The organism is Chitinophaga eiseniae, from assembly GCF_012641265.1.
GTDB lineage: Bacteria > Bacteroidota > Bacteroidia > Chitinophagales > Chitinophagaceae > Chitinophaga > Chitinophaga eiseniae_A.
The window spans coordinates 118,808-139,776 of record NZ_JABAHZ010000007.1 but is presented as its reverse complement, the minus strand read 5'-3'; the positions used below and the strand labels follow the sequence as shown (position 1 = coordinate 139,776).

Here is a 20,969-nt window from a genome sequence, read left to right as displayed (position 1 = left end):
ACAATTAGTTTTCCCAAGGAGCTTTACCATCAACAGTAATACCCATGCTACGTGCAGTACCAGCTACCATTCTCATAGCGCTGTTCAGCGTAAAGCAGTTCAGATCAGGCATCTTGTCTTGTGCAATCGCCTCAATCTGAGCCCAGGAAACTTTACCCACCTTGTTACGGTTAGGTTCTTTAGAACCACTCTGTAATTTAGCAGCTTCCAGCAGCTGTACAGGTGCCGGAGGAGTTTTGATTACGAAGTCGAAAGATTTGTCAGTGTAAACTGTCAGCAACACAGGCAATACTTTACCCATTTTATCCTGGGTGCGGGCATTGAACTGTTTGCAGAACTCCATGATGTTCACACCTTTGGAACCCAATGCGGGACCAATTGGAGGTGCAGGGTTGGCCTGGCCGCCTTTAACCTGCAATTTCACGTACGTTGCGATCTCTTTTGCCATGTTTTTTGATTTAATTTGGTTAAACGTCCCCCGTCAAACAGAGAACTCCCAAAACTAAAAGGAACTTAAAATAACCTTTTAAAGGGGATGCAAAGGTATATATTATTGTGAAATTGTCAAAAAGTATTTGAAATTGGGCATCCTTTTTGCTCTGGTTCACATTTTTTTTACAAATCTATTGCATTTCCCGGAAATTTTCCTTATCATTCGAAGCCGGCAAAGTTACAACTTATCCGCCACTTGTACATAAAACAATTCCTTCCGCTTCTCTCTGGCCGTCTTTATATACTTATTCACAAAAGCCTGCTCATTTACCACCTTCTCCTTCATCTCTCCTATCGCATCAGATAATTCCTTCATATTATGCTGCATACTGTCATCTCCCACAGGAAGCCCGGCAAGCGCCTTCTCTGCTCCCAGCAGTTTCACGGAAATCCCCTCAATCATCCGCTTGATCGCCTCATCCTTCATTTCCGGCAGAAACTGGTGATTTTTAAAGGCTACATATTCGTTATACTGTTTCACCACCTCCGTATAATTCCTGTTAATCTCATTAAATTGGTCTATACTCCGGTTCCTGGCTTCTATTTGCTGGTTATCCGCCAGCACCCGGATGGTCTGATCCATCCAGTCGAGCTCCGATACTATAAATGGATTACTCATTCCCCCATAACGCCGTATCCTTGCTGCCGCTCCCTGCAATCGTTCTAACCGCGACTGCCGCGCCCAGACATTCAGGGTGTCGTTAAAGGCAAACACCGGGCGTTGAGTTGCTGCAGCAAAGCCCTGGGCATTCAGCTCATCATGACGCAGCGGAAAAGACAGCAGTTGCCACAACGGATCGTATGGGATATGCCTTTTTACTGCCAACTGCGGCGATAATTGGAACCAGGTCCAGTTAATACCAGGTACAAACCGCCCGTTATCCACGGCGCCAGCTCCCCAGGTAGGATCCGTAATCGTCCAACGCCCACCGTCCTTCACAGCAACCCAGTCGTGCGAACCCGTAGGCGTCATCATATCAGGCAATAAGCCGTAGCCACTCACCATGACTGCATTAATTCCACCCGCCCGGCAAATCCAGGCATATAACACCGCATAGTCTGTACAAAGGCCCTTCCGGGTACGCAAGGTCCTGGTCATTGCGGCCAGTGAATCACGGTAGCTATTGGGGCTGTTCATATTTTCCACGTCATAGGCAATATGCGTGGACATCCAGTTGAATAAAGACTGTTGAAACCCCTGGCTCCCCCTGGTATGGGCTTTCAGCCACGAGGCTATCTCCCCCGGTGTAGCGGTTACCGTTTCCGGTATCTGAACAATAGCGGCGGTAGCCACTTCTTTTACCGGCTTACCTTTCTGCGCACCTGCGGATATAAACAATAATAACCCAAGCAGTACAGCAATGGCTGATTTCATATGTGATGAAGATATAGGGAGTATAAAAAAATTATTTGCGCTAAACCTGACATACTAAAATATAAAAATGCCGGCAGTAAAACTACTTCCAGCTCAGTTTATAAAACAATCCTTTCCGGAATAATTTGCCTGTTTTAATGTATTTCGTTACAAAATCCTGTTCTGCCGTTATCCTTTGGCGCATCCCAGCCATGGCTGTACTGATTTCGGCAATGCTATTCCTGACCGGCGCCTCATTGGAGGTAACACTTTTCAGCAATTTGTCGATATCTTCCAGTTTCTTCGCCATTCCATCCACCCAGTCCCGGATTTCCTGGTCAGGTTTGCTGGGTGTAAACTGCTGATTTTTAAACACTACGTATTCGTTAAAGGAATTAGTCAGTTCGTTATATTGACTGCTGGCCCGGTTCACTACACTTACCTGTTGGTTATACACGGCCACGTGTTCATTTTGTTTAGTGTAGGCTATGAGGTTTTTCAGGTTAGTCAGCTCCACTGAGATCATCTGGTTGGTGATCCCGTAGCGCTCCATTCTGTCAATAGCATTTTGTGCCCGTTGACTTTCATTCATCCTGGCAAACCCCGCGAGCGTGTCGGGGTAAGCAAATACCGGGTTGCCGGCCGCTGCAGTCCATTTACCGTCCCGGATTTCGTCGTGACGTAACGGATGATCCAGGAACTGAAACAATGGATCAAATGGTACATGGGTATGGATATACTCAGCAGGCGCTACGCCAAAGTGTTTCCAGTTGAGCGAGGCCACGTATTTATTGTTTTGTACATAACCTGATCCCCAGGTAGGGTCGTAGAGCAGCCATTTATTGCCGGTAAATGCGGCTACCCAGGCATGGCTGGCGTTATCCATCTTGCCGCCGGTGATGGTATATCCGGTCACCAGCCAGGCAGGAATATCAGCATGCCGGCAGATATCCACAAACAGGCTGGCATATCCCTGGCATACAGCGGTGCGCGTTTGCAGGGTCTTTTGGACGGCATCTGCAGTATCCTTATAATAATCGGGTTTGAAGGTATTCACCATATCGTAAGTGATATGCGAAGCCATCCAACCATATAGCGCTTTCAGCATATCCGTCTGACTGGTATGATGCGTGCGTAAGTATGCTCCCATGGCCGCTGAAGAGTTGGTAACCGCGTCAGGAATAGGAGCATAGGTAATAGCGGTTGCGGGAGCCGGCTTTACTGGTTGCTTTATGTTGACCTGTGCATAGGTGGTGGTACTAAGCGCAATGCAGGTGGCTACCGCCAGGTGTCGAATGTTCATAGTTATGAATACGGGTAAACAGAAAAAAGCGTCCCGAAATATCGGAACGCTTTTCAATAAAGAGTTTATAAAAACTTATGCGAGTTTCTCTACCTGCATAAAGTTGAGTTCTACCGGAGTAGCACGGCCGAAGATCTTTACTGTTACTTTCAGTTTCTTTTTGTCTTCGATCACTTCTTCGATTACGCCGTTAAAGTCGTTGAACGGACCATCGATGATCTTAATTGTTTCGCCAACGATGAAAGGTTCGCTCATGGTGAGTCCCTGATCGCTCAGTTCGTCTACCTTACCTAACATTTTATTTACTTCAGCTTTACGGAGTGCGATAGGTTTTTCCTTTCCGAGGAAGTGGATAACACCGGATACGTTACGTATAGCTTGTATTACTTCATCGGTCATTTTACCATCTACCGCTTCGATCATCACATAACCGGGATAGAAGTTTTTTTCGCGCATTACTTTTTTACCAGCCTGCACTTTATAAACTTTTTCTACCGGCAGGAAAATCTGGCTGATGACGTTACCCCAATCGGAGCGGCGTACTTCAATATCCAGGTATTCCTTTACTTTTTTTTCCTTGCCACTAACAACGCGGAGTACATACCACTTTGTTTCCTGAGCAGGAAGATTGGCTGCATCCATTTATTTAGCTTTGAAAATTTCGTAATAGTGTGTTAACACAAAATTGGAAGCGGCATCCATACCCCAAACCAGCGCGGTAACAAATATTGTTGCTATCAGAACAATCATGGTAGATGACTGGAGTTCCTGCCAGGTAGGCCAGGACACCTTATAAACCAATTCATGATAAGACTCGCGGAAATAATTTCTGATCTTATTCATTATGTAAAGTTAACGATTTATGGTCAATTGTTTAAAGCCTAAAAAATGGTTGACTTGTTTTATTTTGTAATAACAACAATTCAACCATTTAATTATTTTGTTAGACCTGGCACGGGTACTAGGATTCGAACCCAGATCAAAGGTTTTGGAGACCCGTATGCTACCGTTGCACCATACCCGTGTATAAAGCCATTAGCGTTGAGCTTTCAGCAATCAGCAAATCTATATAAATTTTCTGACATTTAATCGCCAAAGCTAATGGCTTTTAATATTGTGAAATGCTTATTTCAGGATTTCAGTTACCTGACCAGCACCTACTGTACGACCACCTTCACGGATAGCGAATTTCAGACCTTTATCCATTGCGATTGGCTGAATCAGTTTCACAGTCAGTGTAACGTTATCACCAGGCATTACCATTTCAACACCAGCTGGTAATTCAACTTCACCGGTTACGTCAGTAGTACGGAAGTAGAACTGAGGACGGTATTTGTTGAAGAACGGAGTGTGACGGCCACCTTCTTCTTTGCTCAGTACGTATACTTCGCATTTGAATTCAGTGTGTGGAGTGATGGTACCTGGCTGGCAGATAACCATACCACGACGGATTTGAGTTTTCTCAATACCGCGGAGCAACAGACCAGCGTTATCACCTGCTTCACCTTCGTCGAGGAGTTTTTTGAACATCTCAACACCAGTACAAGTAGATTTCAGTGGTTCTTCCTGCAGACCTACGATTTCAACGTTCTCACCAACTTTGATACGACCGCGTTCGATACGACCAGTAGCAACGGTACCACGACCAGTGATAGAGAATACGTCTTCAACAGACATCAGGAATGGTTGATCAACCGGACGAGGAGGCAGTGGGATGTAAGAATCTACAGCATCCATCAGTTGGTCGATAGCAGCAACCCATTTTTCGTCACCAGCGAGAGCGCCAGTTGCAGAACCCTGGATTACAGGAACGTTATCACCGTCGAAACCATTAGAAGACAGCAGATCACGAATTTCGATCTCTACCAGTTCCAGTAATTCTGGATCGTCTACCAGGTCAACTTTGTTCATGAAAACAACGATACGAGGTACACCTACCTGGCGAGCCAGCAGGATGTGCTCTCTGGTTTGTGGCATAGGACCATCGGTAGCAGCAACCACCAGGATAGCACCGTCCATCTGAGCAGCACCGGTAATCATATTCTTCACATAGTCAGCGTGACCTGGACAGTCAACGTGAGCATAGTGACGAGAAGCTGTCTGATACTCTACGTGAGCTGTATTGATAGTGATACCTCTTTCTTTTTCTTCAGGAGCAGCATCGATCTCATCATAACCTCTCTTCTCTGCCAGACCTTTATTTGCCAAAATCGTAGTAATGGCAGCAGTCAAAGTAGTTTTACCATGATCCACGTGGCCGATGGTACCAATGTTTACGTGGGGTTTATCCCGCTTGAAGGTTTCTTTTGCCATTGTATTTTCTTTTTAGATGGTTTGTAAAGATTGTATTGATAGTTGTTTTTAAAAAACGGTTTTACAAACTTGTACCGTTGATGAGAATTGAACTCATGGCCTCCCCGTTTTCTGTTGAAGATGGGTTGCTCTTCCATTGAGCTACAACGCTAAGTTTTAATTTCGGAGTGCAGAATTTACAAATTCGAATTCCGAAATTCGAATTTTATGGAGTTTGTTGAGGCGATTATTCACTCACTACAACTATTCTTCTAAAATTCAATTGAGCTGTTGAAGAGAATTGAACTCTCGACCTCTTCCTTACCAAGGAAGTGCTCTACCCCTGAGCTACAACAGCTTGAAAATTGCATTTAATGCGAGCGGGAGACGAGGTTCGAACCCGCGACCTACAGCTTGGAAGGCTGTCGCTCTACCAACTGAGCTACTCCCGCATATGTAATTCACTAAGTTTCCAGCAACACGTAGCAACTTTTCACTTATAGAATTATAGAATAAAAAAAAGAGCTTTAAAAGGCTGTTGTAGCACAAGGCCAGGGTAATCTTAGTATCTTAAATTACTCACCTTTCACTTAACAAGTATGTTCCGCCTCTGCGAAGGGCAAAAGCGGAACACGCTGTTTTGGTGGGCAGGATAGGATTCGAACCTATGAAGACGTAGTCAGCGGATTTACAGTCCGCCCCATTTGGCCGCTCTGGAACCTGCCCAAACATTCTTGGATTTTGTCGCCCGTCACTTTCATGAACAAAGCAAAAATCGATGAGCCAGCAGAGGGATTCGAACCCCCGACCCACTGATTACAAATCAGTAGCTCTGGCCAACTGAGCTATGCTGGCATCTTTTCAAAAAACATTCTTTCAATTAAAGTATTTCTGTTCGTTTAACTCGTTGAAAGAGAGCGCAAAATTAAGAGTTTTTTTCAATTCTCAAAATCTTTTTTTCAGTTTGTTATAAATATTTAAAAATTTATCTACTTCCCTGAAGACGCCCTGCTATAAAGAACTTTGCTACTTTTACCAACCCTCTTTTTGAATCGGGATGGCAAAGGTAGCAAAGAGATTAATATTTCCAAAATTATTTCAGAAAATTATTGAAATTTCTTTTCCTTAGTACGTTTTACCTGGTTAACAAGTGAATCATAGGCTAAATCAAACGACTCTTCGAAAGACTTGGACTCGTGCTTGACAAATAGGTCCTGACGGGGTATTCGAACTCTGATTTCAGCTATTTTATCTTTAACCTGATGTGCTATATTATCCAATTTTAAAAAAACATCCACGCTTACAATACGATCATAAAAGGTGTTCAACTTCTGAATTTTCTTGTTCACGTGATCAATCAATTTAGCATCCGCATCAAAATGCACAGTTTGAATTTGTACGTTCATAGCACTAATTTTTTAAATATTTAACAATCTAGGTTCTAGTTAGTAAACCATGGTCATAGGCACTCTCGTTTAGTAGAAAAGAACTTCATTACTAATATAGTCACTTTATTAATGCAATGCTGCTATACCGCGTAATATTTTGTTAAAAGCTGAAAAAAAATCTACGCCTTTGGGTGCGCCTGCTTGTACACCTTCTTTAATTGCTCTATGGTATTGTGCGTGTAAACCTGTGTGGCAGCGAGACTCGAGTGCCCCAGCAACTCTTTGATCGCATTGAGATCTGCACCATTGTTAGCCAAATGAGTAGCAAAAGTATGCCGCAGCATATGCGGACTTTTCTTCTTTAGGGTAGTGATCTGGTGCTCCGTGAGATATTTTCGCACCATCAGGTATACATACTTGGGATACAACCGTTGTCCTGTATGTGGATGCACCAGCAATACACCGCTTTCAAACTCCTCCAGTTGAACGCGCTTTTGCTCCATATATACGGCTATCTGCGACAGCAGCCTTTCACTGATAGGTATAATACGCTCCTTTCCTCCTTTCCCCATTACCTTCACCGACAGGTTGCTGCGGTCTACCCTGAATTCTGGTAAAGCAATCAACTCCGACAACCGGATACCTGTCTGGTAAAAGATCTCAAAAATGAGGCGGTGGGTCATCCCTTCAAAATCGTCGGCGAAAATATGCAGGGAACTCACAGACACCGGGCTGATATTATCTTCCAGGGCGCGCATTCCCTTTTCCTCAATATACCCCGGCAAACGGCGACTTATTTTAGGTGCAATTACTTTCACCATGGGCGACTGTTTGACAAGCCCCTGGCGAAGACAATATTTGAAAAAGGATTTAAGCGTGGATATTTTCCGGTTTACACTTTTAGCCGTCATGGCATCTTCCATCAGGTGGGCCAGCCAACTGCGGATCATTACATGACTAATATCACCCACCGGGGTGTTGCTATAACTGGCAGTAATGTAATCGAAAAACTGGAGGAGATCATTGCGATAGGCAATGCAGGTATGAGCGGAGTAACGCTTTTCGAGCTGGATATAGGAAATGAACCGCTCAGCTAATGAATATAATGGCTCGTTCAACACAAAAAGATTGATGACTGTAAAGTTATTAAATAACCTTACAATCATCAAATATTTTGAGTTGCAATCAGCCTATGGCTAACGCAATTAATTAAGCATCGAATTTACCGGTAGACAGCTGTTGCTTGTAAACGGCTTTTAACACCTCGTTACGACGTTTAACAGATGGTTTGGTAAAAGACTGGCGCGATCTCAGCTGCAGTAAAATGCGAGCTTTCTCAAATTTCTTTTTATACTTTTTAAGCGCCTTGTCTATGTTTTCGCAATCTTTAGAATCAATGATCAACATAATTTTTGCCTCTTATTTTTAGGAACGCAAAGATAATATAAGATTTACTAAAAAACAAAAGATTGCCGAATTATTCTGATTCTCCGCCTTCCGGGCCGTATAGGACCACCCACAACAATATATCGGCCGTACAATTCCGGAAGCGATGCGTACTCCCTGCAGGCACAAACAGGAAATCTCCGACGCCTACCTGTACTACTTTGTCTTCCAGCTCAAATTCCCCGCTCCCCCGCATCACCAGGTAGATTTCATCCTGGACATGTGGCTCCTGTCCATCCATTTCATCGGGACCGAAAATAATCCCCCTCATGGAACCGTGCTCAAACAATACCGCGAAATCATCATCGCTTTTCTGCAATTGTCGTAAAGACTCGGCAAAAGAAACATGAAACCTCATGCTGTGGTTGATTTAACGTGTGCTGTGATACCCGAATTTAAGAAAGAAATGCGAAACAAAGCGGCAGGCGTCTTCCTGCAGCCAACGAAGATTACCGGGAAAATGCCCACAAAGGGGGTCATTCCGGCAAATGGTGCAATACCGGAGCAATGGGATTCTATTAAATAACAGTGGAATTAAGGCCCCAGGCACGTGGCATATACGCGGAGCAACAGCAACTCCCTGGCCTGCTCTCTCCAGAGAACAGCCATATCCATGGGAGCATTCAACGCAGTCACCCAGGGAGAGGTGGCTCTCCCCTATAACTGCTAATACGTTTGTCTTAGTCTTTCAGCTTCTTTTTCAACAGGCTTACCTGGTCCTGTAGCTGGCTGACCATATCGGCCAGGTGGTTAACGCTCATACGGCTTTGCTGGCCCGCTTTACTGATAACGGCATCAGACTGCCAAAGCTCTAGTACTTCTTCCATTTCTACTCCATATGGTTCAAACTGGGGATTGTCGGATACCAGGGTAATTTTTGACTTAGCGCGGTTATTCTTCTGGATCCGCTTAAACACAATACCTTCACGGGAAGTAACTACAATATATGTTTCATTGTTCTTGATCTCTTCCCAGCCATCTACCTTGTGGCAAACGATGACAGAGCCGGAAGTAACCGGGAGCATAGAATCTCCGGCAATTTCAAAAGCCCGGTAATCGCCGGCGCCCAGCATAGGCAGGGTAAAAGTGTTCAGTTCCTCGATGAATTCATCATCATTATAACCGGCGAGATAACCGGCGGCCGCTTTTACCGGGACAAACTGGATGGCTTGCCTGGAAGTCCCCATTTTGAGCTGGCGGCGCTTTTCCAGGAAACTATCTTTCTGGGAACCCAAATCCCTGCGGAGCAGATCATCGATGGATACCCGGAACATATCGCTTACCTGTTCCAGGATTTCCGTACGGGGCTCTGCACGTTCTTCCTCATATGCCCCCAGCAGGGAACGCTTGATACCGAGTTTATCGGCAAACTCTTGCTGCGTCCAGCCTTTTTGCTTACGCAGATATTTCAAATTCTGACATACTACGGACATAACCTAAATAATTTAGTACCTTGCTAACAAAATTAGCAAATATTTTTATGAATTACCAAATATATTCGACATTCATCGCTTATTTTTGCCCGGTATAAATCCAACTCGACATGTTAAACTATGTACACTCGTTCTTAAGATGGGCAATATTATTAGCTGGGATATGGGCAGTGATCCGCTCTCTCAGAGGTGTTACCGGTAAAACACCCTTTACAGCAGCAGACAGTAAAGCAGGACTTTTTTTTATGATCTTCTGTGACCTGCAGTTGCTGGTAGGGCTGATTCTTATGTTTGTAAGCCCGCTGGCCAAACAAGGCTTTGCAGATATGAGTGTGGCGATGAAAACACCGGTATTAAGATTTTTTACCGTAGAACATGAAGTCATGGCTGTTATTGCCATTGCGCTGGTGCATATTGGTAAATCCAAAATAAAGAAAGCTGCTACAGATGCGCAGAAACATAAGCTGGGCCTGATTTTCTTCGGCCTCGCACTGATTGTTATACTGGCGCTCATTCCATGGCCTTTCCGCGAAGCGCTGGGCAAAGGATGGTTCTAGTCAATAATCGCTCTCTATAAAAATATTAAATGGCGTCCTTGTCAGGGACGCCATTTCTTTTTGTATGAATTGACCACGGAATCACAGCAGGTTTATATTATCCTTTATCCTTATTATACAACCGGAAGGAATAAATATAGGGCAGGGCTGCCAGTACAATGGAAAGAAAGAAAAAGATAAACACTCCTGTAATCAGCGACAGGAAGAATCCGGCGATGATGGTTACAATGCCCGCGCTTGTCCACAGGTTACTGGCCATCAGGTGTGTTTCTTTCCATATCTGCGGGTTCTGCAGCGTCCATGGTGTCCGGACGCCTATATAATTATTGGGCTTTAACCTGCGGAGATAAAGCCCTATTCCGGTGATCAATATCCCCACCCCGATAAATGCCCAGCGCTCCATAACGAACGGGTTTCCCTGGCTTACCAGGAATATGATGACACAGGTAAAAACTGCCAGGCAGGTATGGATTAAAAACCGGATACGGTAATAGTCCTTATGTACGGCTTCTCCTTTCGGCACAGACTGGCTTTCGTCCACAGCAGGGATATAGCGAAAAAGGAAGTACAGCAGGCCGTTTGTAAAAAACAGGAAAATCATGAGTAACAGGAAATCGCTTTTTGACCTTATTTCCGCGGAACCCAGCGGGTTTGCCGCAGCGGGAATGGCGGTGGGTAAATGATTCCAGATAATGGCGAGGTAAGCCATGGGGACCAGCAACAATGCGAGAATTAGTAATTCTTTGGTTAAATCCGGTTGTTTCATTGGAGATCAGTTTAAAGGTAAAACCATTCACATACTCCCTTTCTCCTTCATTTCCACTCTCTTACTCATTACATATTGAATGCCAGATATGCCATACTAAAGTTACGAAAAATAGCAGCGCGAGATTTTTGAATATTTATTGCTAATTTTATTAGCAATAACTAAAATAATTAGTAAATTGCAGGTCCAGATGAAAGTGATTCCGGCTGGCAGGCCTGTTGCCTTACTATCCTTCCCCATTGCCCGGTCCGCCATCCGTATCGCTTTTATACGGTGTACCCGATCCGTCCTTGTTTATCCCTTAAACCAACTTAGTTATGATTACTTTACAACAGCGCACCATTGCGCATTTCGACCTGGATTGCTTCTTTGTATCCGTCGAATGCCAGCGGGACAGCCGGTTAAGCGGGCAGCCATTACTGGTGGGCGGTAGCAGTGACCGGGCCGTAGTAGCAGCTTGCAGCTATGAAGCCCGGCGCTATGGTATTCATTCTGCCATGCCCATGAAAACCGCGCTGCGGCTATGTCCGCATGCCATTATACGCAGCGGGGACATGGAACTGTACAGCGCTAAATCGAGGGAAATCACGGAGATGATTGCAGCAAAAGCACCGCTTTACGAGAAGTCATCTATCGATGAATTTTACCTGGATATTTCAGGGATGGATAAATTTTTCGGATCCCTGAAATGGACCACAGCGCTGCGAAGGAGCATCATGAAGGAATCAGGGCTTCCTATCTCCTTCGGACTGGCATCCAACAAGCTGGTGTCTAAAGTAGCCACAGACGAAGCAAAACCAAATGGTCAGCTGGAAATACTGTTTGGTGAAGAAAAAAGTTTTCTGGCACCGCTGGCGGTGGAAAAGATCCCGATGGTAGGCCGTGAAACCGGCGCCCTGCTCAGGCGCCGTGGCGTAGAAACCGTGAAGACACTGAGCGAAGTGCCCATCTCCCTGCTTGAAGCATGGATGGGGAAAAACGGGATAGCCCTATGGAAAAAAGCCAATGGGATCGATGAATCGCCGGTAGTGCCTTTCTATGAACAGAAATCTATCTCTACAGAAAGTACATTCCCTGCAGATACCATCGACCTGCAATTCCTGCACGCAGAACTGGTGAGGATGACAGAGAAAATTGCATTCGAACTCCGGCAGCAACAAAAACTTACTGGTTGTATTACCCTGAAAATCCGCTATGCCGATTTTGAAACAGTCACCAAACAGATGAGTATCCCCTACTCCTGCGCCGATCATGTACTACTGGAAAAAGTAAAAGACCTGTTTAAAAAACTATACGACCGGCGCCTGCTGGTACGCCTGATAGGCGTACGTTTCAGTCACCTGGTACATGGAAATTACCAGATCAGCCTGTTCGATGACAAACAGGAAATGATTGCCCTCTACCAGGCCATAGACCAGATCAAAAACCGCTTTGGATGGGAATACCTGATGAAAGGCACCAATGTAACCGCCCCCGGGAAAAAAGACCCAACAAGGCCTCCAAAGGATATCATGCCCTATTTCAAAGCTTAACCCCGGTTTATTGGTATGTATCTCAACTGTAAAACATTCTTTAGTCTCCGCTATGGCACCATGTCGGCCGCAATGCTGGTTAAAAAAGCGCATGAACTGGGCATTATCAGCCTGGCACTGACCAATATCAACATGACTGCCGATGCATGGGAGTTTGTAGACCTTTGCCGGCAATACCTGATCAAACCTATACTGGGATTGGAATGCAGGAATGGGAACGATTTTAAATACCTGTTACTGGCCCGTAACCAGGAGGGCTGGTATCATATCAACCACCTGTTGTCCGACGACCTGCAGCGGGAAATTCCTTTTCCTGATAACGCCCCCCAGCTACCACACACCTTTGTCGTTTATCCCTGGGGCAGCCGGCCACCCGACAGTCTGGATGCCCACGAACTGATAGGTATCCGCCCCTGGGAACGCAATAAACTTTTCAGAACTGATACGCTTGCCTGGAAAAAGAAGCTGGTGGTTTTACAACCCGTTACCTTCCAGGACAACGAACACTATGAATTACATCGCCTGCTTCGCGCGATAGATCAGAACATGCTGATCACCCAAGTCACACCTGCTATGACGGGGCATCCGGCCGAACAATTAACACATCCGGCGCAACTGGTCGATCACTTCTCCGACTACCCGGACATTGTACAAAATACCCTGGAAATAATGGATGCCTGCCAGGTGGAGATGACCATGAACACACCCAGCAATAAAAAACATTTTACCGGCAGCGTAGCGGGCGACAGGAAAAAGCTGCGGGAGTTGGCCATAGCCGGCATGTACCAGCGGTATGGCAAAGATCATACAGTGGCATTAGCACGCATTGAAAAAGAACTGGACATCATTGCCCAGCAAAATTTTGAAGCCTATTTCCTCATTACCTGGGATATGATCCGGTATGCCCGGGAACAAGGGTTTTTCTATGTTGGCCGTGGAAGCGGCGCTAACTCCATTATTGCCTACTGCATTCAAATTACCGATGTAGATCCTATTGAGCTCGATCTTTACTTTGAACGATTCCTGAATCCTTACCGCAAGTCGCCGCCCGACTTTGATATCGATTTTTCCTGGCGCGACCGTGACCAGGTAATCCGTTATATTTTTGATACCTATGGACCGGAACATACCGCGCTATTAGGTACGGTGACTACCTTCCAGACGAACGCCATTATCCGGGAACTGGGAAAAGTGTATGGACTGCCGAAAAAAGAAATTGACAAAATACTGGAGAATGGCTTTCAGCTTCAGTTGGAAAATGATCATATTCACCGGCAAATTGCCCGCTATTGTGAACTGATGAATACTACGCCGGCATTCCCCAATCACCTGAGTATTCATGCCGGCGGTATATTGATCAGTGAAGCGCCCATACATCACTACTGCACTACTTATTTACCGCCCAAAGGCTTTGTAACAGCCCAACTGGACATGTGGCAGGCAGAACGTATCGGGTTGCATAAGTTCGATATCCTCAGCCAGCGCGGGCTTGGTCATATCCGGGATGCTATTGATATTATCCGGGAAAACAGGCAGGTAGAAATTGATATCCATGATGTGAAAGCATTTCAACAGGATCCCCGTGTAAAAAACAATCTTAAAACGGTCAATACGATTGGATGCTTTTATATCGAATCACCGGGGATGCGCCAGCTATTACAGAAACTACAATGCGATAATTATCTCGCCCTGGTGGCTGCCAGCTCTATTATTCGCCCTGGCGTAGCACAATCGGGCATGATGAAGGCCTATGTAGAACGATATCGCAACCCGGATAAAGTCTCCTATTTGCACCCGGTGATTGAAGAACTGCTGAAAGAAACTTTTGGTATCATGGTGTACCAGGAAGATGTGATTAAAGTTGCGCATCATTTTGCGGGGCTGGAGCTGGCCGATGCAGATACGCTGCGTCGGGCCATGGGCGGGAAATACCGGGAATCGAATGAGTTTAAAAACATCGAACATCGTTTTTTTGCCAACTGCGCCCAACGTGGTCATTCCCCTGCAGTGACAGCAGAAGTATGGCGACAGATAGCCAGCTTCGCTAATTTTTCCTTTTCCAAAGCACATTCGGCCAGCTTTGCTGTAGAGAGTTATCAGAGCCTCTATCTGAAAACATATTTTCCGGCGGAATTTATGGTGGCCGTGATCAATAACTTCGGCGGCTTCTATAACCGGGAACTTTATTTCCGGGAACTGCAGAAAACCGGCGTAGACCTGCACCCTCCCTGCATTAATAACAGTGACTACTATACGAATATCAAAGGCCGGCAGGTATATGTGGGATTCATTCATGTGGAAGGCCTGGAGCAGCAACTCGCGGAACGGATACTGGCAGACCGCCGGGAATATGGTCCTTTTTCCCACCTGGAAGATTTTACCAACCGCATCATGCCCGGAGAAGAACAGCTGGAAATACTGATCCGTATTGGTTGCTTCCATTTCACTGGTTATACGAAAAAAGAATTATTGTGGAAAAGTAGCCTGTTGGTGAGCAGGAGAGATAACAGCCATACCCATGCCCTGCCTTTATTCGGGGCTACGACAGTAAATTGTGAGTTACCCACGTTGGCATATCACGCCCATGAAGATGCCTTTGATGAGATAGATCTACTGGGCTTTCCCCTGCAATCGCCTTTCCAGGTACTGCAGCATGATCAACAATCGTATATGCCTGCCCGTGAGTTTGACCAGCATGTGGGCTTACCGGTAACGACATTGGGCTATCTGGTTACCACCAAGAATTTACGCAGCGCTAAAGGCGAGCCAATGTGTTTTGGTACCTTCCTGGATAGAGAGGGCTCCTTCGTGGATACTGTTCATTTTCCCGATAGTTTGCGGCAATATCCTTTTCAGAAGGGCGGTTTTTATGTACTGAAGGGCAAAGTGGTAAAGGAGCATGATGTGATTACTCTGGAAATCAATAAGATGTGGAAGATTGGCTATTTTGAAGACAAGCAATTGAAATAACGACAAATTGTTGTATTTTTGTGACAAATGTCGGGTATTATGAAACATATTAAAGGATACCAGGTGCAGGAAAATGCGTTGTTGATCGTAGAACAGCCGGGGGCCGCCTATGTGGCCAGTAGTGGTTATTTTGATTTTATACAGCTTTCCCGCAGCGGGATTCTCAAGCGGGCATTATTAAACCTGAGCAGGCAGATTTCGTTTTCCTTATCTGAGCTGGCGCAGGTAGTACATATTTCAGAGAGAACGTTGCAACGTTATGCCGATGACACGAAATTATCAGCCGACACGTCTGAGCGGGCCATCCTGCTTTCACAGCTTTACCAACGGGGCACCGAAGTATTTGGTCACCTGGAAAACTTCAAGGAGTGGATGCGTACGCCGCTGCCCGCCTTCAATTATCAATCCCCTATTTCGTTGTTAGACACCACTTTCGGGTTTCAACTCATCCAGGATGAGCTGGGACGTATTGAGCATGGCATCTTTGCGTAAATCAACGAAAACAACAGCATGGAAGTATACAGGATCAGTAAATGCGCTTACATTAACGACCTGAGTGGAACGGGAGCACGTTTATACGGTGGGAGATGGAATAGTCCGGGGCATGCCGTGATGTACACAGCCGGCAGCAGGGCCTTGTCGGCACTGGAAGTATTGGTACACATTCCGCTTAAAACCATTGTACAGGATTTCTGTATTGCCACCATTCATATACCGGACAACGTTGCCATCAAAGTGCTGACCAAGCACGATTTACCTTCGGGCTGGCAATCGCTGGCTCCTTTCCCGGCGCTGCAACAGATTGGGGACGAATGGATAGATACCGCCCGGTATGCCGTATTGAGAATACCCTCTGTGGTGATTGCAGATGAATATAATTACCTGCTAAATCCCCTGCATCCCGATGCTGCCAACATCAGCATTGCAGATACCCAACCTTTTGTGTTTGACCAGCGGCTAAAAAAGTAAAAAGCAGTGAAGACATGCTCCACTGCTTTTATGGAAAAATAGCATGGTCTTTTATTCCAGACCAAACAATCCTTTATTCAGCACCTGTAATGTTCTCTCTTTATACTGGCCGTTGATCAGGATAGAGATATTGTGCCTGCTACCACCGTAAGAGATCATGCGCAACGGAATTTCCTCCATGGCATCAAACAATTTAGTGATAATAGACGGTGTGGCAGCCACCTCGTTGCCTACAATAGATACGATGGTTTGGTGATAATCCAGTTCTACTGTACCAAATGGTTGCAGTTCTTTCAATATCTGATCGAGGTACTGATCGCTATCGATGGTGATAGACACCGCTACTTCGGAAGTAGTGATCATATCGATGGGCGTGCGGTATTTTTCGAAAATTTCGAAGATCTTGCGCAGGAAGCCGTATGCCAGCAGCATGCGGCTGGACTTGATCTTGATGGCGATGATACCATCTTTGGCAGCAATCGCTTTAGCGCCGTTACCATTAGGTAATTCGGTGATGATAGTGCCTTTCGCTTCCGGCTGCATGGTGTTCAGCAATTTCACCGGGATGTTGAAATGCTGTGCAGGCCAGATAGAAGCCGGGTGGAGGATTTTAGCGCCAAAATAGGCCAGTTCCGCCGCTTCATCGAAGGAGAGTTGCTCGATCGGGAAGGTTTTCTTCACTACGCGGGGATCGTTGTTGTGCATACCATCGATGTCTGTCCATATCTGTACTTCGTCTGCCTGGATAGCGGCGCCGATCAGGGAAGCGGAATAATCGCTACCCCCGCGTTTCAGGTTGTCTACCTCTCCCCTGGCATTGCGACAGATATATCCCTGGGTAATAAAGATGGTTTGATCTTTATGTTGACGGATCAGGTCGGCCAGTCTATTTTTTATTTTCGGAATTTCCGGCTCTTCATACTCATCGATACTCATGAAGTCGAGCGCAGGCAGCAATACCGCCTGGATGCCGGCTTCTTCGAGGTATGCACAGAAGAGACGGGTAGATAATAATTCGCCCTGGGCGAGAATATCTTTATTCAGTGCCTCATTGAAAGATATCTTCAGGATGATATTCAGAAATTCGAAGTGTTCATCAACGATCGCCTTGGCTTTAGCGCGGCCGGCGTCCTGCTTCACTAAATCATTGCAAAAAGTACGGTAGTGGCTTTCCAGCTTATCAATCTGCTGCTTCGCCAGTTCCTTTTTACCTCCTGACAATGACTGGCTGATTTCCACAAGAGAGTTTGTGGTGCCTGACAGTGCGGAAAGGACCACAATTTTCTGATCTTTATCTGCTGTGATCAGTTGTGATACCGACTGCATACGCTCTGGTTTTCCCACGGAGGTTCCACCAAATTTTAACACTTTCATCTGAATGTTTTGTTTTTGCTTTAGCAACCTGAAATCCAGCACGGGCTTTATTCCGGGTGTTTTTTATGAATGATGGTGATTTAAAAATTCAAGTTAAACTTCGCTGCTACTTCCTTCATATCCTTTACCACTGGCGCAATTACGGGAATACCATTTTCCAGTCGTTCCTGGTGCATTTCTCTTTCAGGGTCACCTGGTATTAATACTTTTTTACCGGGAATCGCTTCAGCATTGCGGAAGCGGCTGATCCAGGTATCCATATTGGATTTAAACTCATCAGCCGGCCGGAAGGCATCTACACGCATGGCGCCGAAGAAATGCCCCAGGCCTTCCCCTACCGGGTTGGGCGACAGCGGCAGAAAACTTACAAATGGGGGCGCCCAGGGTCCGTAATTGGCCCCTGAAAGAACGGCCGAAAATATGTCAACAATTGCTCCCAAACAATACCCTTTATGGCTTCCGTGTTCCCGGTCGCCGCCGAGGGGCAGTAAAGCCCCGCCGTCCTTGAGTTCATGCGGATTTTTGCTGGGATTACCGTTTTTATCCTGTATCCAGCCATAAGGCGCCTCTTCATTTTTACGCTGCAGGATTTCCAGTTTACCATTGGCAGCGGTCGTGGTGGCGAAATCGGCTACAAAAGCCGGTTGTTCTTTTGCCGGAATGGCCACTGCGATAGGGTTGGTGCCCAGCATACGCTCTGTGGAAAAGGTGGGTGCTACGAGGGGACTGGCATTGGTCATCGCCATCCCGATCATATCCTGTTCGAGCGCTTTCATAGCATGGTAACCGGCAATACCGAAGTGATTGGAGTTTTTAACGCTCACCCAGCCGGTACCTACCGCTGCGGCTTTTTGCATCGCTATTTCCATGGCATATGGCGCCACTACCAGGCCTAAGCCGGCATCTCCATCCACCACAGCGGTGCTGGGGGTTTCGTGTATGATCCGGATATTAGGACGGGGATTGATCCGCTTAGCTTCCCATAAACGCACATAGCCCGACAGACGGGCTATGCCATGAGAATCTATGCCTCTCAGATCGGCTGACACCAGCACTTCGCTCGCCAGCGCAGCATGTTCCAGGCTACACCCCATGTGGATAAATACCTCGCGGGTGAATTCCCTCAAATGATGATAAGAAAAAATATGTTCCATCTGACTTACGAATTATGCCTGAGCGGTGGGTCCACCAAAATTTAAGGGTACAGACACCTGCTCCTGGTCCTGGATAGGCCCATGTATGGATTCGTATTTCTTAATATTATCCAGCATGGCCTTCATAAAGCGCTTGGCATGCTGAGGAGTGAGTATGATACGGGATTTCACTTTCGCCTTGGGTAAACCGGGCATCACATTGACAAAGTCCACTACGAACTCGGCGTTGGAATGGGTGATAATAGCAAGATTCGCATATTGCCCTTCGGCTATTTCTTCATTCAACTCAATATTAAGCTGATTCTGTTCTTCGTGCTGATTTTCCATGTTGTAAGATTTTGCCGTACAAAAATAGAAAAAGAGGGCTCAAATAAGCCCTCTTTTTTTTATTGACCAGTATATTGACCACTAATAATAGTCCTCTTCGTCAAATTTGCTATGCAATATTCTTGCTGCTGGCATCAATTAACGCCTGTGCGGGTGTCCCAATACATTTGTGCACCCCAGTAGTTATCTTTTATTGAACCCACCGCTGCACCGCTATTGGCGCCGTTCAGGGTAGTTTCAGTGTTAGGATAAGGCAGGCGGAAAGATGTGCGGGTATGGCCAGGATAAGGAGATCCTGTGGCAGCTGGCAATAAAGGCACATCTGTTCTTCTGGTTTCAGCCCATGCTTCGTGACCGTCTTTAAACAGGGCAAGCCATTTCTGCATATATATCTTTTTCACATCGCCATCCCATTTTACACCGGCACTTGCTTTATATGCCGCATTGGACACCCCATTTTCTTCCAGGGACAGATCAATGCCCGCCTCGTAGGCGTCTTTTGCGCTTACTCCTACATTCCAGCCGTTAGCAGCCGCTTCTGCCAAGATGAATTTCACTTCTGCGGCGCGCATAAATGGCGTAAATCCTGTTTTATTGTCCCTGAAACGGGCGCCGATTCTGGAATACAGTGCAATAGAAGGCAGTTTTTCGCTATCCTTGATACCAATTCCTACCCCACGGTATTTGCCATCACCTGTGGCAGGTTTAGCATACACGGGGAGACGGGGGTCGTTTAACTCGAGGAGTTTATTAACCAGTACGTCGCTGACAGCGTGGTCGTCACGACCATCGTCGTATTTGTTGGAAGACCAGGGTTCGTTGTAAGGTTTACCTCCAGGCCAGTTCAGGAACGCATTGTCAGCATTGCCTGTCATAACTGGGAATTTGGCTGGATTACCGGCAATTTCCTCAATATTTGCTTTGGCAGTTGCCACATCTTTCTTGCTCAAACGGATAGCTACCCTTAACCGGAGAGAGTTACAGAACTGACGCCATTTGGTTGCATCAGCTGAATACAGAACGTCTCCATCGCTTAATCCGCCGGCGGCACTGTTCTTTGCAAAAAGATCATTGGCAGTTTTCAAATCTGCCAATATCGCCGCGTAAACATCCTTCTGGCTATCATATTTGGGTGTAATTACCCCACTGCCACCTTTTATCGCGTCAGAGTAAGGAATGTCTCCCCAGGTATCAGTAGCAATTTGCGCCACATAACACTTGAAAGTAAGCGCTGCCGCCTGCTGATTTATTTTATTAGTGGCGATAGCATCATTAATGGTGATCTGGAGGTTATTTAACACATTGTAATGATAAGCCCAGAAATTCTCGATCGCTGCTGGTCTAAACACATTGCGCGCCTCGTCAATGTACTGAATCTTACCCAGGTGGCCTCCGAAACATTCTGGCTCATTCATATCAGCTGTAGCATCAAAAATGTTTTGTGCGTAATAGACAAGGGAATAGGCCAACGTATTGTTACCCGGCACCTTCAAAGGCGTGTTCGGATCCGTATTTATTTTTTCAAAGTTCTTGGTACAACTTCCACCGGTTATCATTATCAACGCCCCGACCAGGAAATATTTTGATAATCTTCTATTATACAGTTTCATAA

Annotated in this window: 21 protein-coding genes and 5 tRNA genes; 5 read left to right on the top strand and 21 right to left on the bottom strand. The window is 45.9% G+C overall.

The features are described 5' to 3' along the window. Nucleotides 1-4: 4 nt before the first annotated feature. The 16 genes from rplK to HGH91_RS24850 all read right to left on the bottom strand — a co-directional run bounded on the left by rplK (nt 5) and on the right by HGH91_RS24850 (nt 9,708). Entirely contained in the window at nt 5-448 is a 444-nt protein-coding gene (gene rplK / locus HGH91_RS24925) for a 50S ribosomal protein L11 (protein ID WP_168741605.1), read from the bottom strand. A gap of 222 nt (nt 449-670) precedes the next feature. Next, on the bottom strand, nt 671-1,867 hold the full coding sequence (locus tag HGH91_RS24920) for a transglutaminase domain-containing protein (RefSeq protein ID WP_168741604.1): 1,197 nt from the start codon (nt 1,865-1,867) through the stop codon (nt 671-673). Between the two features lie 82 nt (nt 1,868-1,949). Then, nucleotides 1,950-3,149 (bottom strand): transglutaminase domain-containing protein, encoded by a 1,200-nt coding sequence (locus HGH91_RS24915; protein WP_168741603.1) that lies wholly within the window; start codon nt 3,147-3,149, stop codon nt 1,950-1,952. Between the two features lie 75 nt (nt 3,150-3,224). After that, nucleotides 3,225-3,791, bottom strand: coding sequence for a transcription termination/antitermination protein NusG (nusG, locus tag HGH91_RS24910; protein ID WP_145672408.1), 567 nt, complete (start codon nt 3,789-3,791; stop codon nt 3,225-3,227). Then, nucleotides 3,792-3,992, bottom strand: coding sequence for a preprotein translocase subunit SecE (secE, locus tag HGH91_RS24905; protein WP_106527941.1), 201 nt, complete (start codon nt 3,990-3,992; stop codon nt 3,792-3,794). Nucleotides 3,993-4,099: 107 nt separating this feature from the next. Beyond that, a tRNA-Trp gene (locus HGH91_RS24900) sits at nt 4,100-4,173 on the bottom strand. Nucleotides 4,174-4,274: 101 nt separating this feature from the next. Then, on the bottom strand, nt 4,275-5,462 hold the full coding sequence (gene tuf / locus HGH91_RS24895) for an elongation factor Tu (RefSeq protein ID WP_145672410.1): 1,188 nt from the start codon (nt 5,460-5,462) through the stop codon (nt 4,275-4,277). A 265-nt stretch (nt 5,463-5,727) separates the two neighbouring features. Further along, nucleotides 5,728-5,799 (bottom strand) — tRNA-Thr (locus tag HGH91_RS24890). A gap of 21 nt (nt 5,800-5,820) precedes the next feature. Next, nucleotides 5,821-5,893: transfer RNA gene (locus HGH91_RS24885), tRNA-Gly, on the bottom strand. 189 nt (nt 5,894-6,082) lie between these two features. Beyond that, nucleotides 6,083-6,167, bottom strand: a tRNA-Tyr gene (locus tag HGH91_RS24880). 55 nt (nt 6,168-6,222) lie between these two features. After that, nucleotides 6,223-6,296 (bottom strand) — tRNA-Thr (locus HGH91_RS24875). A gap of 251 nt (nt 6,297-6,547) precedes the next feature. Continuing rightward, entirely contained in the window at nt 6,548-6,847 is a 300-nt protein-coding gene (locus tag HGH91_RS24870; protein WP_145672412.1) for an HPF/RaiA family ribosome-associated protein, read from the bottom strand. A gap of 161 nt (nt 6,848-7,008) precedes the next feature. Then, on the bottom strand, nt 7,009-7,995 hold the full coding sequence (locus tag HGH91_RS24865; protein ID WP_168741602.1) for a tyrosine-type recombinase/integrase: 987 nt from the start codon (nt 7,993-7,995) through the stop codon (nt 7,009-7,011). Nucleotides 7,996-8,038: 43 nt separating this feature from the next. Continuing rightward, complete coding sequence (rpsU, locus tag HGH91_RS24860) at nt 8,039-8,236, bottom strand: 30S ribosomal protein S21 (RefSeq protein ID WP_168741601.1); 198 nt, start codon at nt 8,234-8,236, stop codon at nt 8,039-8,041. 70 nt (nt 8,237-8,306) lie between these two features. Then, nucleotides 8,307-8,633, bottom strand: a complete 327-nt coding sequence (locus HGH91_RS24855) for a cupin domain-containing protein (protein ID WP_168741600.1) — start codon at nt 8,631-8,633, stop codon at nt 8,307-8,309. Between the two features lie 322 nt (nt 8,634-8,955). After that, nucleotides 8,956-9,708 (bottom strand): XRE family transcriptional regulator, encoded by a 753-nt coding sequence (locus HGH91_RS24850; RefSeq protein WP_145672419.1) that lies wholly within the window; start codon nt 9,706-9,708, stop codon nt 8,956-8,958. A gap of 110 nt (nt 9,709-9,818) precedes the next feature. Between HGH91_RS24850 and HGH91_RS24845 the strand changes: the two genes are divergently transcribed. Further along, complete coding sequence (locus tag HGH91_RS24845; protein WP_211092415.1) at nt 9,819-10,265, top strand: hypothetical protein; 447 nt, start codon at nt 9,819-9,821, stop codon at nt 10,263-10,265. Nucleotides 10,266-10,362: 97 nt separating this feature from the next. Here HGH91_RS24845 and HGH91_RS24840 read toward each other — a convergent pair whose 3' ends face one another. Further along, nucleotides 10,363-11,031, bottom strand: a complete 669-nt coding sequence (locus tag HGH91_RS24840; RefSeq protein WP_168741599.1) for an SdpI family protein — start codon at nt 11,029-11,031, stop codon at nt 10,363-10,365. 317 nt (nt 11,032-11,348) lie between these two features. Between HGH91_RS24840 and dinB the strand changes: the two genes are divergently transcribed. Genes dinB through HGH91_RS24820 form a run of 4 tightly spaced genes read left to right on the top strand, consistent with a single transcriptional unit; the run spans nt 11,349 to nt 16,502 of the window. Then, entirely contained in the window at nt 11,349-12,563 is a 1,215-nt protein-coding gene (gene dinB / locus HGH91_RS24835; RefSeq protein ID WP_168741598.1) for a DNA polymerase IV, read from the top strand. Nucleotides 12,564-12,578: 15 nt separating this feature from the next. Continuing rightward, nucleotides 12,579-15,533, top strand: coding sequence for a DNA polymerase III subunit alpha (locus HGH91_RS24830; RefSeq protein WP_168741597.1), 2,955 nt, complete (start codon nt 12,579-12,581; stop codon nt 15,531-15,533). 39 nt (nt 15,534-15,572) lie between these two features. Then, the gene (locus HGH91_RS24825) at nt 15,573-16,025 is read left to right on the top strand and encodes an antitoxin Xre/MbcA/ParS toxin-binding domain-containing protein (RefSeq protein ID WP_168741596.1); all 453 of its coding nucleotides are present in this window, start codon (nt 15,573-15,575) and stop codon (nt 16,023-16,025) included. A gap of 18 nt (nt 16,026-16,043) precedes the next feature. Further along, nucleotides 16,044-16,502 carry an RES family NAD+ phosphorylase gene (locus HGH91_RS24820; protein WP_168741595.1) on the top strand — a complete coding sequence of 153 codons (459 nt, stop codon included), beginning with the start codon at nt 16,044-16,046 and terminating at the stop codon, nt 16,500-16,502. A 51-nt stretch (nt 16,503-16,553) separates the two neighbouring features. On the opposite strand, the gene HGH91_RS24815 is transcribed toward HGH91_RS24820, so the two are convergent. The 4 genes from HGH91_RS24815 to HGH91_RS24800 all read right to left on the bottom strand — a co-directional run bounded on the left by HGH91_RS24815 (nt 16,554) and on the right by HGH91_RS24800 (nt 20,967). Then, a complete protein-coding gene (locus tag HGH91_RS24815; RefSeq protein WP_168741594.1) occupies nt 16,554-17,876 on the bottom strand; it encodes an aspartate kinase in 1,323 nt (440 codons plus the stop codon). Nucleotides 17,877-17,956: 80 nt separating this feature from the next. Further along, nucleotides 17,957-19,030 (bottom strand): Ldh family oxidoreductase, encoded by a 1,074-nt coding sequence (locus tag HGH91_RS24810; protein ID WP_168741593.1) that lies wholly within the window; start codon nt 19,028-19,030, stop codon nt 17,957-17,959. Nucleotides 19,031-19,042: 12 nt separating this feature from the next. Further along, nucleotides 19,043-19,357, bottom strand: coding sequence for a DUF3467 domain-containing protein (locus tag HGH91_RS24805; RefSeq protein WP_145672432.1), 315 nt, complete (start codon nt 19,355-19,357; stop codon nt 19,043-19,045). Between the two features lie 134 nt (nt 19,358-19,491). Next, nucleotides 19,492-20,967: a SusD/RagB family nutrient-binding outer membrane lipoprotein gene (locus HGH91_RS24800; protein WP_168741592.1), complete on the bottom strand. Its 1,476-nt coding sequence runs from the start codon at nt 20,965-20,967 to the stop codon at nt 19,492-19,494. Between the last annotated feature and the right edge of the window lie 2 nt (nt 20,968-20,969).

Bases quoted from the DNA above. Each gene is read 5' to 3' on its own strand.
- HGH91_RS24865 (WP_168741602.1), bottom strand. From the start codon at position 7,995: ATGATTGTAAGGTTATTTAATAACTTTACAGTCATCAATCTTTTTGTG.
- HGH91_RS24815 (WP_168741594.1), bottom strand. From the start codon at position 17,876: ATGAAAGTGTTAAAATTTGGTGGAACCTCCGTGGGAAAACCAGAGCGT.
- HGH91_RS24850 (WP_145672419.1), bottom strand. From the start codon at position 9,708: ATGTCCGTAGTATGTCAGAATTTGAAATATCTGCGTAAGCAAAAAGGC.
- secE (WP_106527941.1), bottom strand. From the start codon at position 3,992: ATGAATAAGATCAGAAATTATTTCCGCGAGTCTTATCATGAATTGGTT.
- HGH91_RS24825 (WP_168741596.1), top strand. From the start codon at position 15,573: ATGAAACATATTAAAGGATACCAGGTGCAGGAAAATGCGTTGTTGATC.
- HGH91_RS24840 (WP_168741599.1), bottom strand. From the start codon at position 11,031: ATGAAACAACCGGATTTAACCAAAGAATTACTAATTCTCGCATTGTTG.
- HGH91_RS24870 (WP_145672412.1), bottom strand. From the start codon at position 6,847: ATGAACGTACAAATTCAAACTGTGCATTTTGATGCGGATGCTAAATTG.
- rplK (WP_168741605.1), bottom strand. From the start codon at position 448: ATGGCAAAAGAGATCGCAACGTACGTGAAATTGCAGGTTAAAGGCGGC.
- HGH91_RS24855 (WP_168741600.1), bottom strand. From the start codon at position 8,633: ATGAGGTTTCATGTTTCTTTTGCCGAGTCTTTACGACAATTGCAGAAA.
- nusG (WP_145672408.1), bottom strand. From the start codon at position 3,791: ATGGATGCAGCCAATCTTCCTGCTCAGGAAACAAAGTGGTATGTACTC.
- HGH91_RS24810 (WP_168741593.1), bottom strand. From the start codon at position 19,030: ATGGAACATATTTTTTCTTATCATCATTTGAGGGAATTCACCCGCGAG.
- HGH91_RS24820 (WP_168741595.1), top strand. From the start codon at position 16,044: ATGGAAGTATACAGGATCAGTAAATGCGCTTACATTAACGACCTGAGT.
- HGH91_RS24920 (WP_168741604.1), bottom strand. From the start codon at position 1,867: ATGAAATCAGCCATTGCTGTACTGCTTGGGTTATTATTGTTTATATCC.
- HGH91_RS24845 (WP_211092415.1), top strand. From the start codon at position 9,819: ATGTTAAACTATGTACACTCGTTCTTAAGATGGGCAATATTATTAGCT.
- tuf (WP_145672410.1), bottom strand. From the start codon at position 5,462: ATGGCAAAAGAAACCTTCAAGCGGGATAAACCCCACGTAAACATTGGT.
- HGH91_RS24800 (WP_168741592.1), bottom strand. From the start codon at position 20,967: ATGAAACTGTATAATAGAAGATTATCAAAATATTTCCTGGTCGGGGCG.
- rpsU (WP_168741601.1), bottom strand. From the start codon at position 8,236: ATGTTGATCATTGATTCTAAAGATTGCGAAAACATAGACAAGGCGCTT.
- dinB (WP_168741598.1), top strand. From the start codon at position 11,349: ATGATTACTTTACAACAGCGCACCATTGCGCATTTCGACCTGGATTGC.
- HGH91_RS24805 (WP_145672432.1), bottom strand. From the start codon at position 19,357: ATGGAAAATCAGCACGAAGAACAGAATCAGCTTAATATTGAGTTGAAT.
- HGH91_RS24915 (WP_168741603.1), bottom strand. From the start codon at position 3,149: ATGAACATTCGACACCTGGCGGTAGCCACCTGCATTGCGCTTAGTACC.
- HGH91_RS24830 (WP_168741597.1), top strand. From the start codon at position 12,579: ATGTATCTCAACTGTAAAACATTCTTTAGTCTCCGCTATGGCACCATG.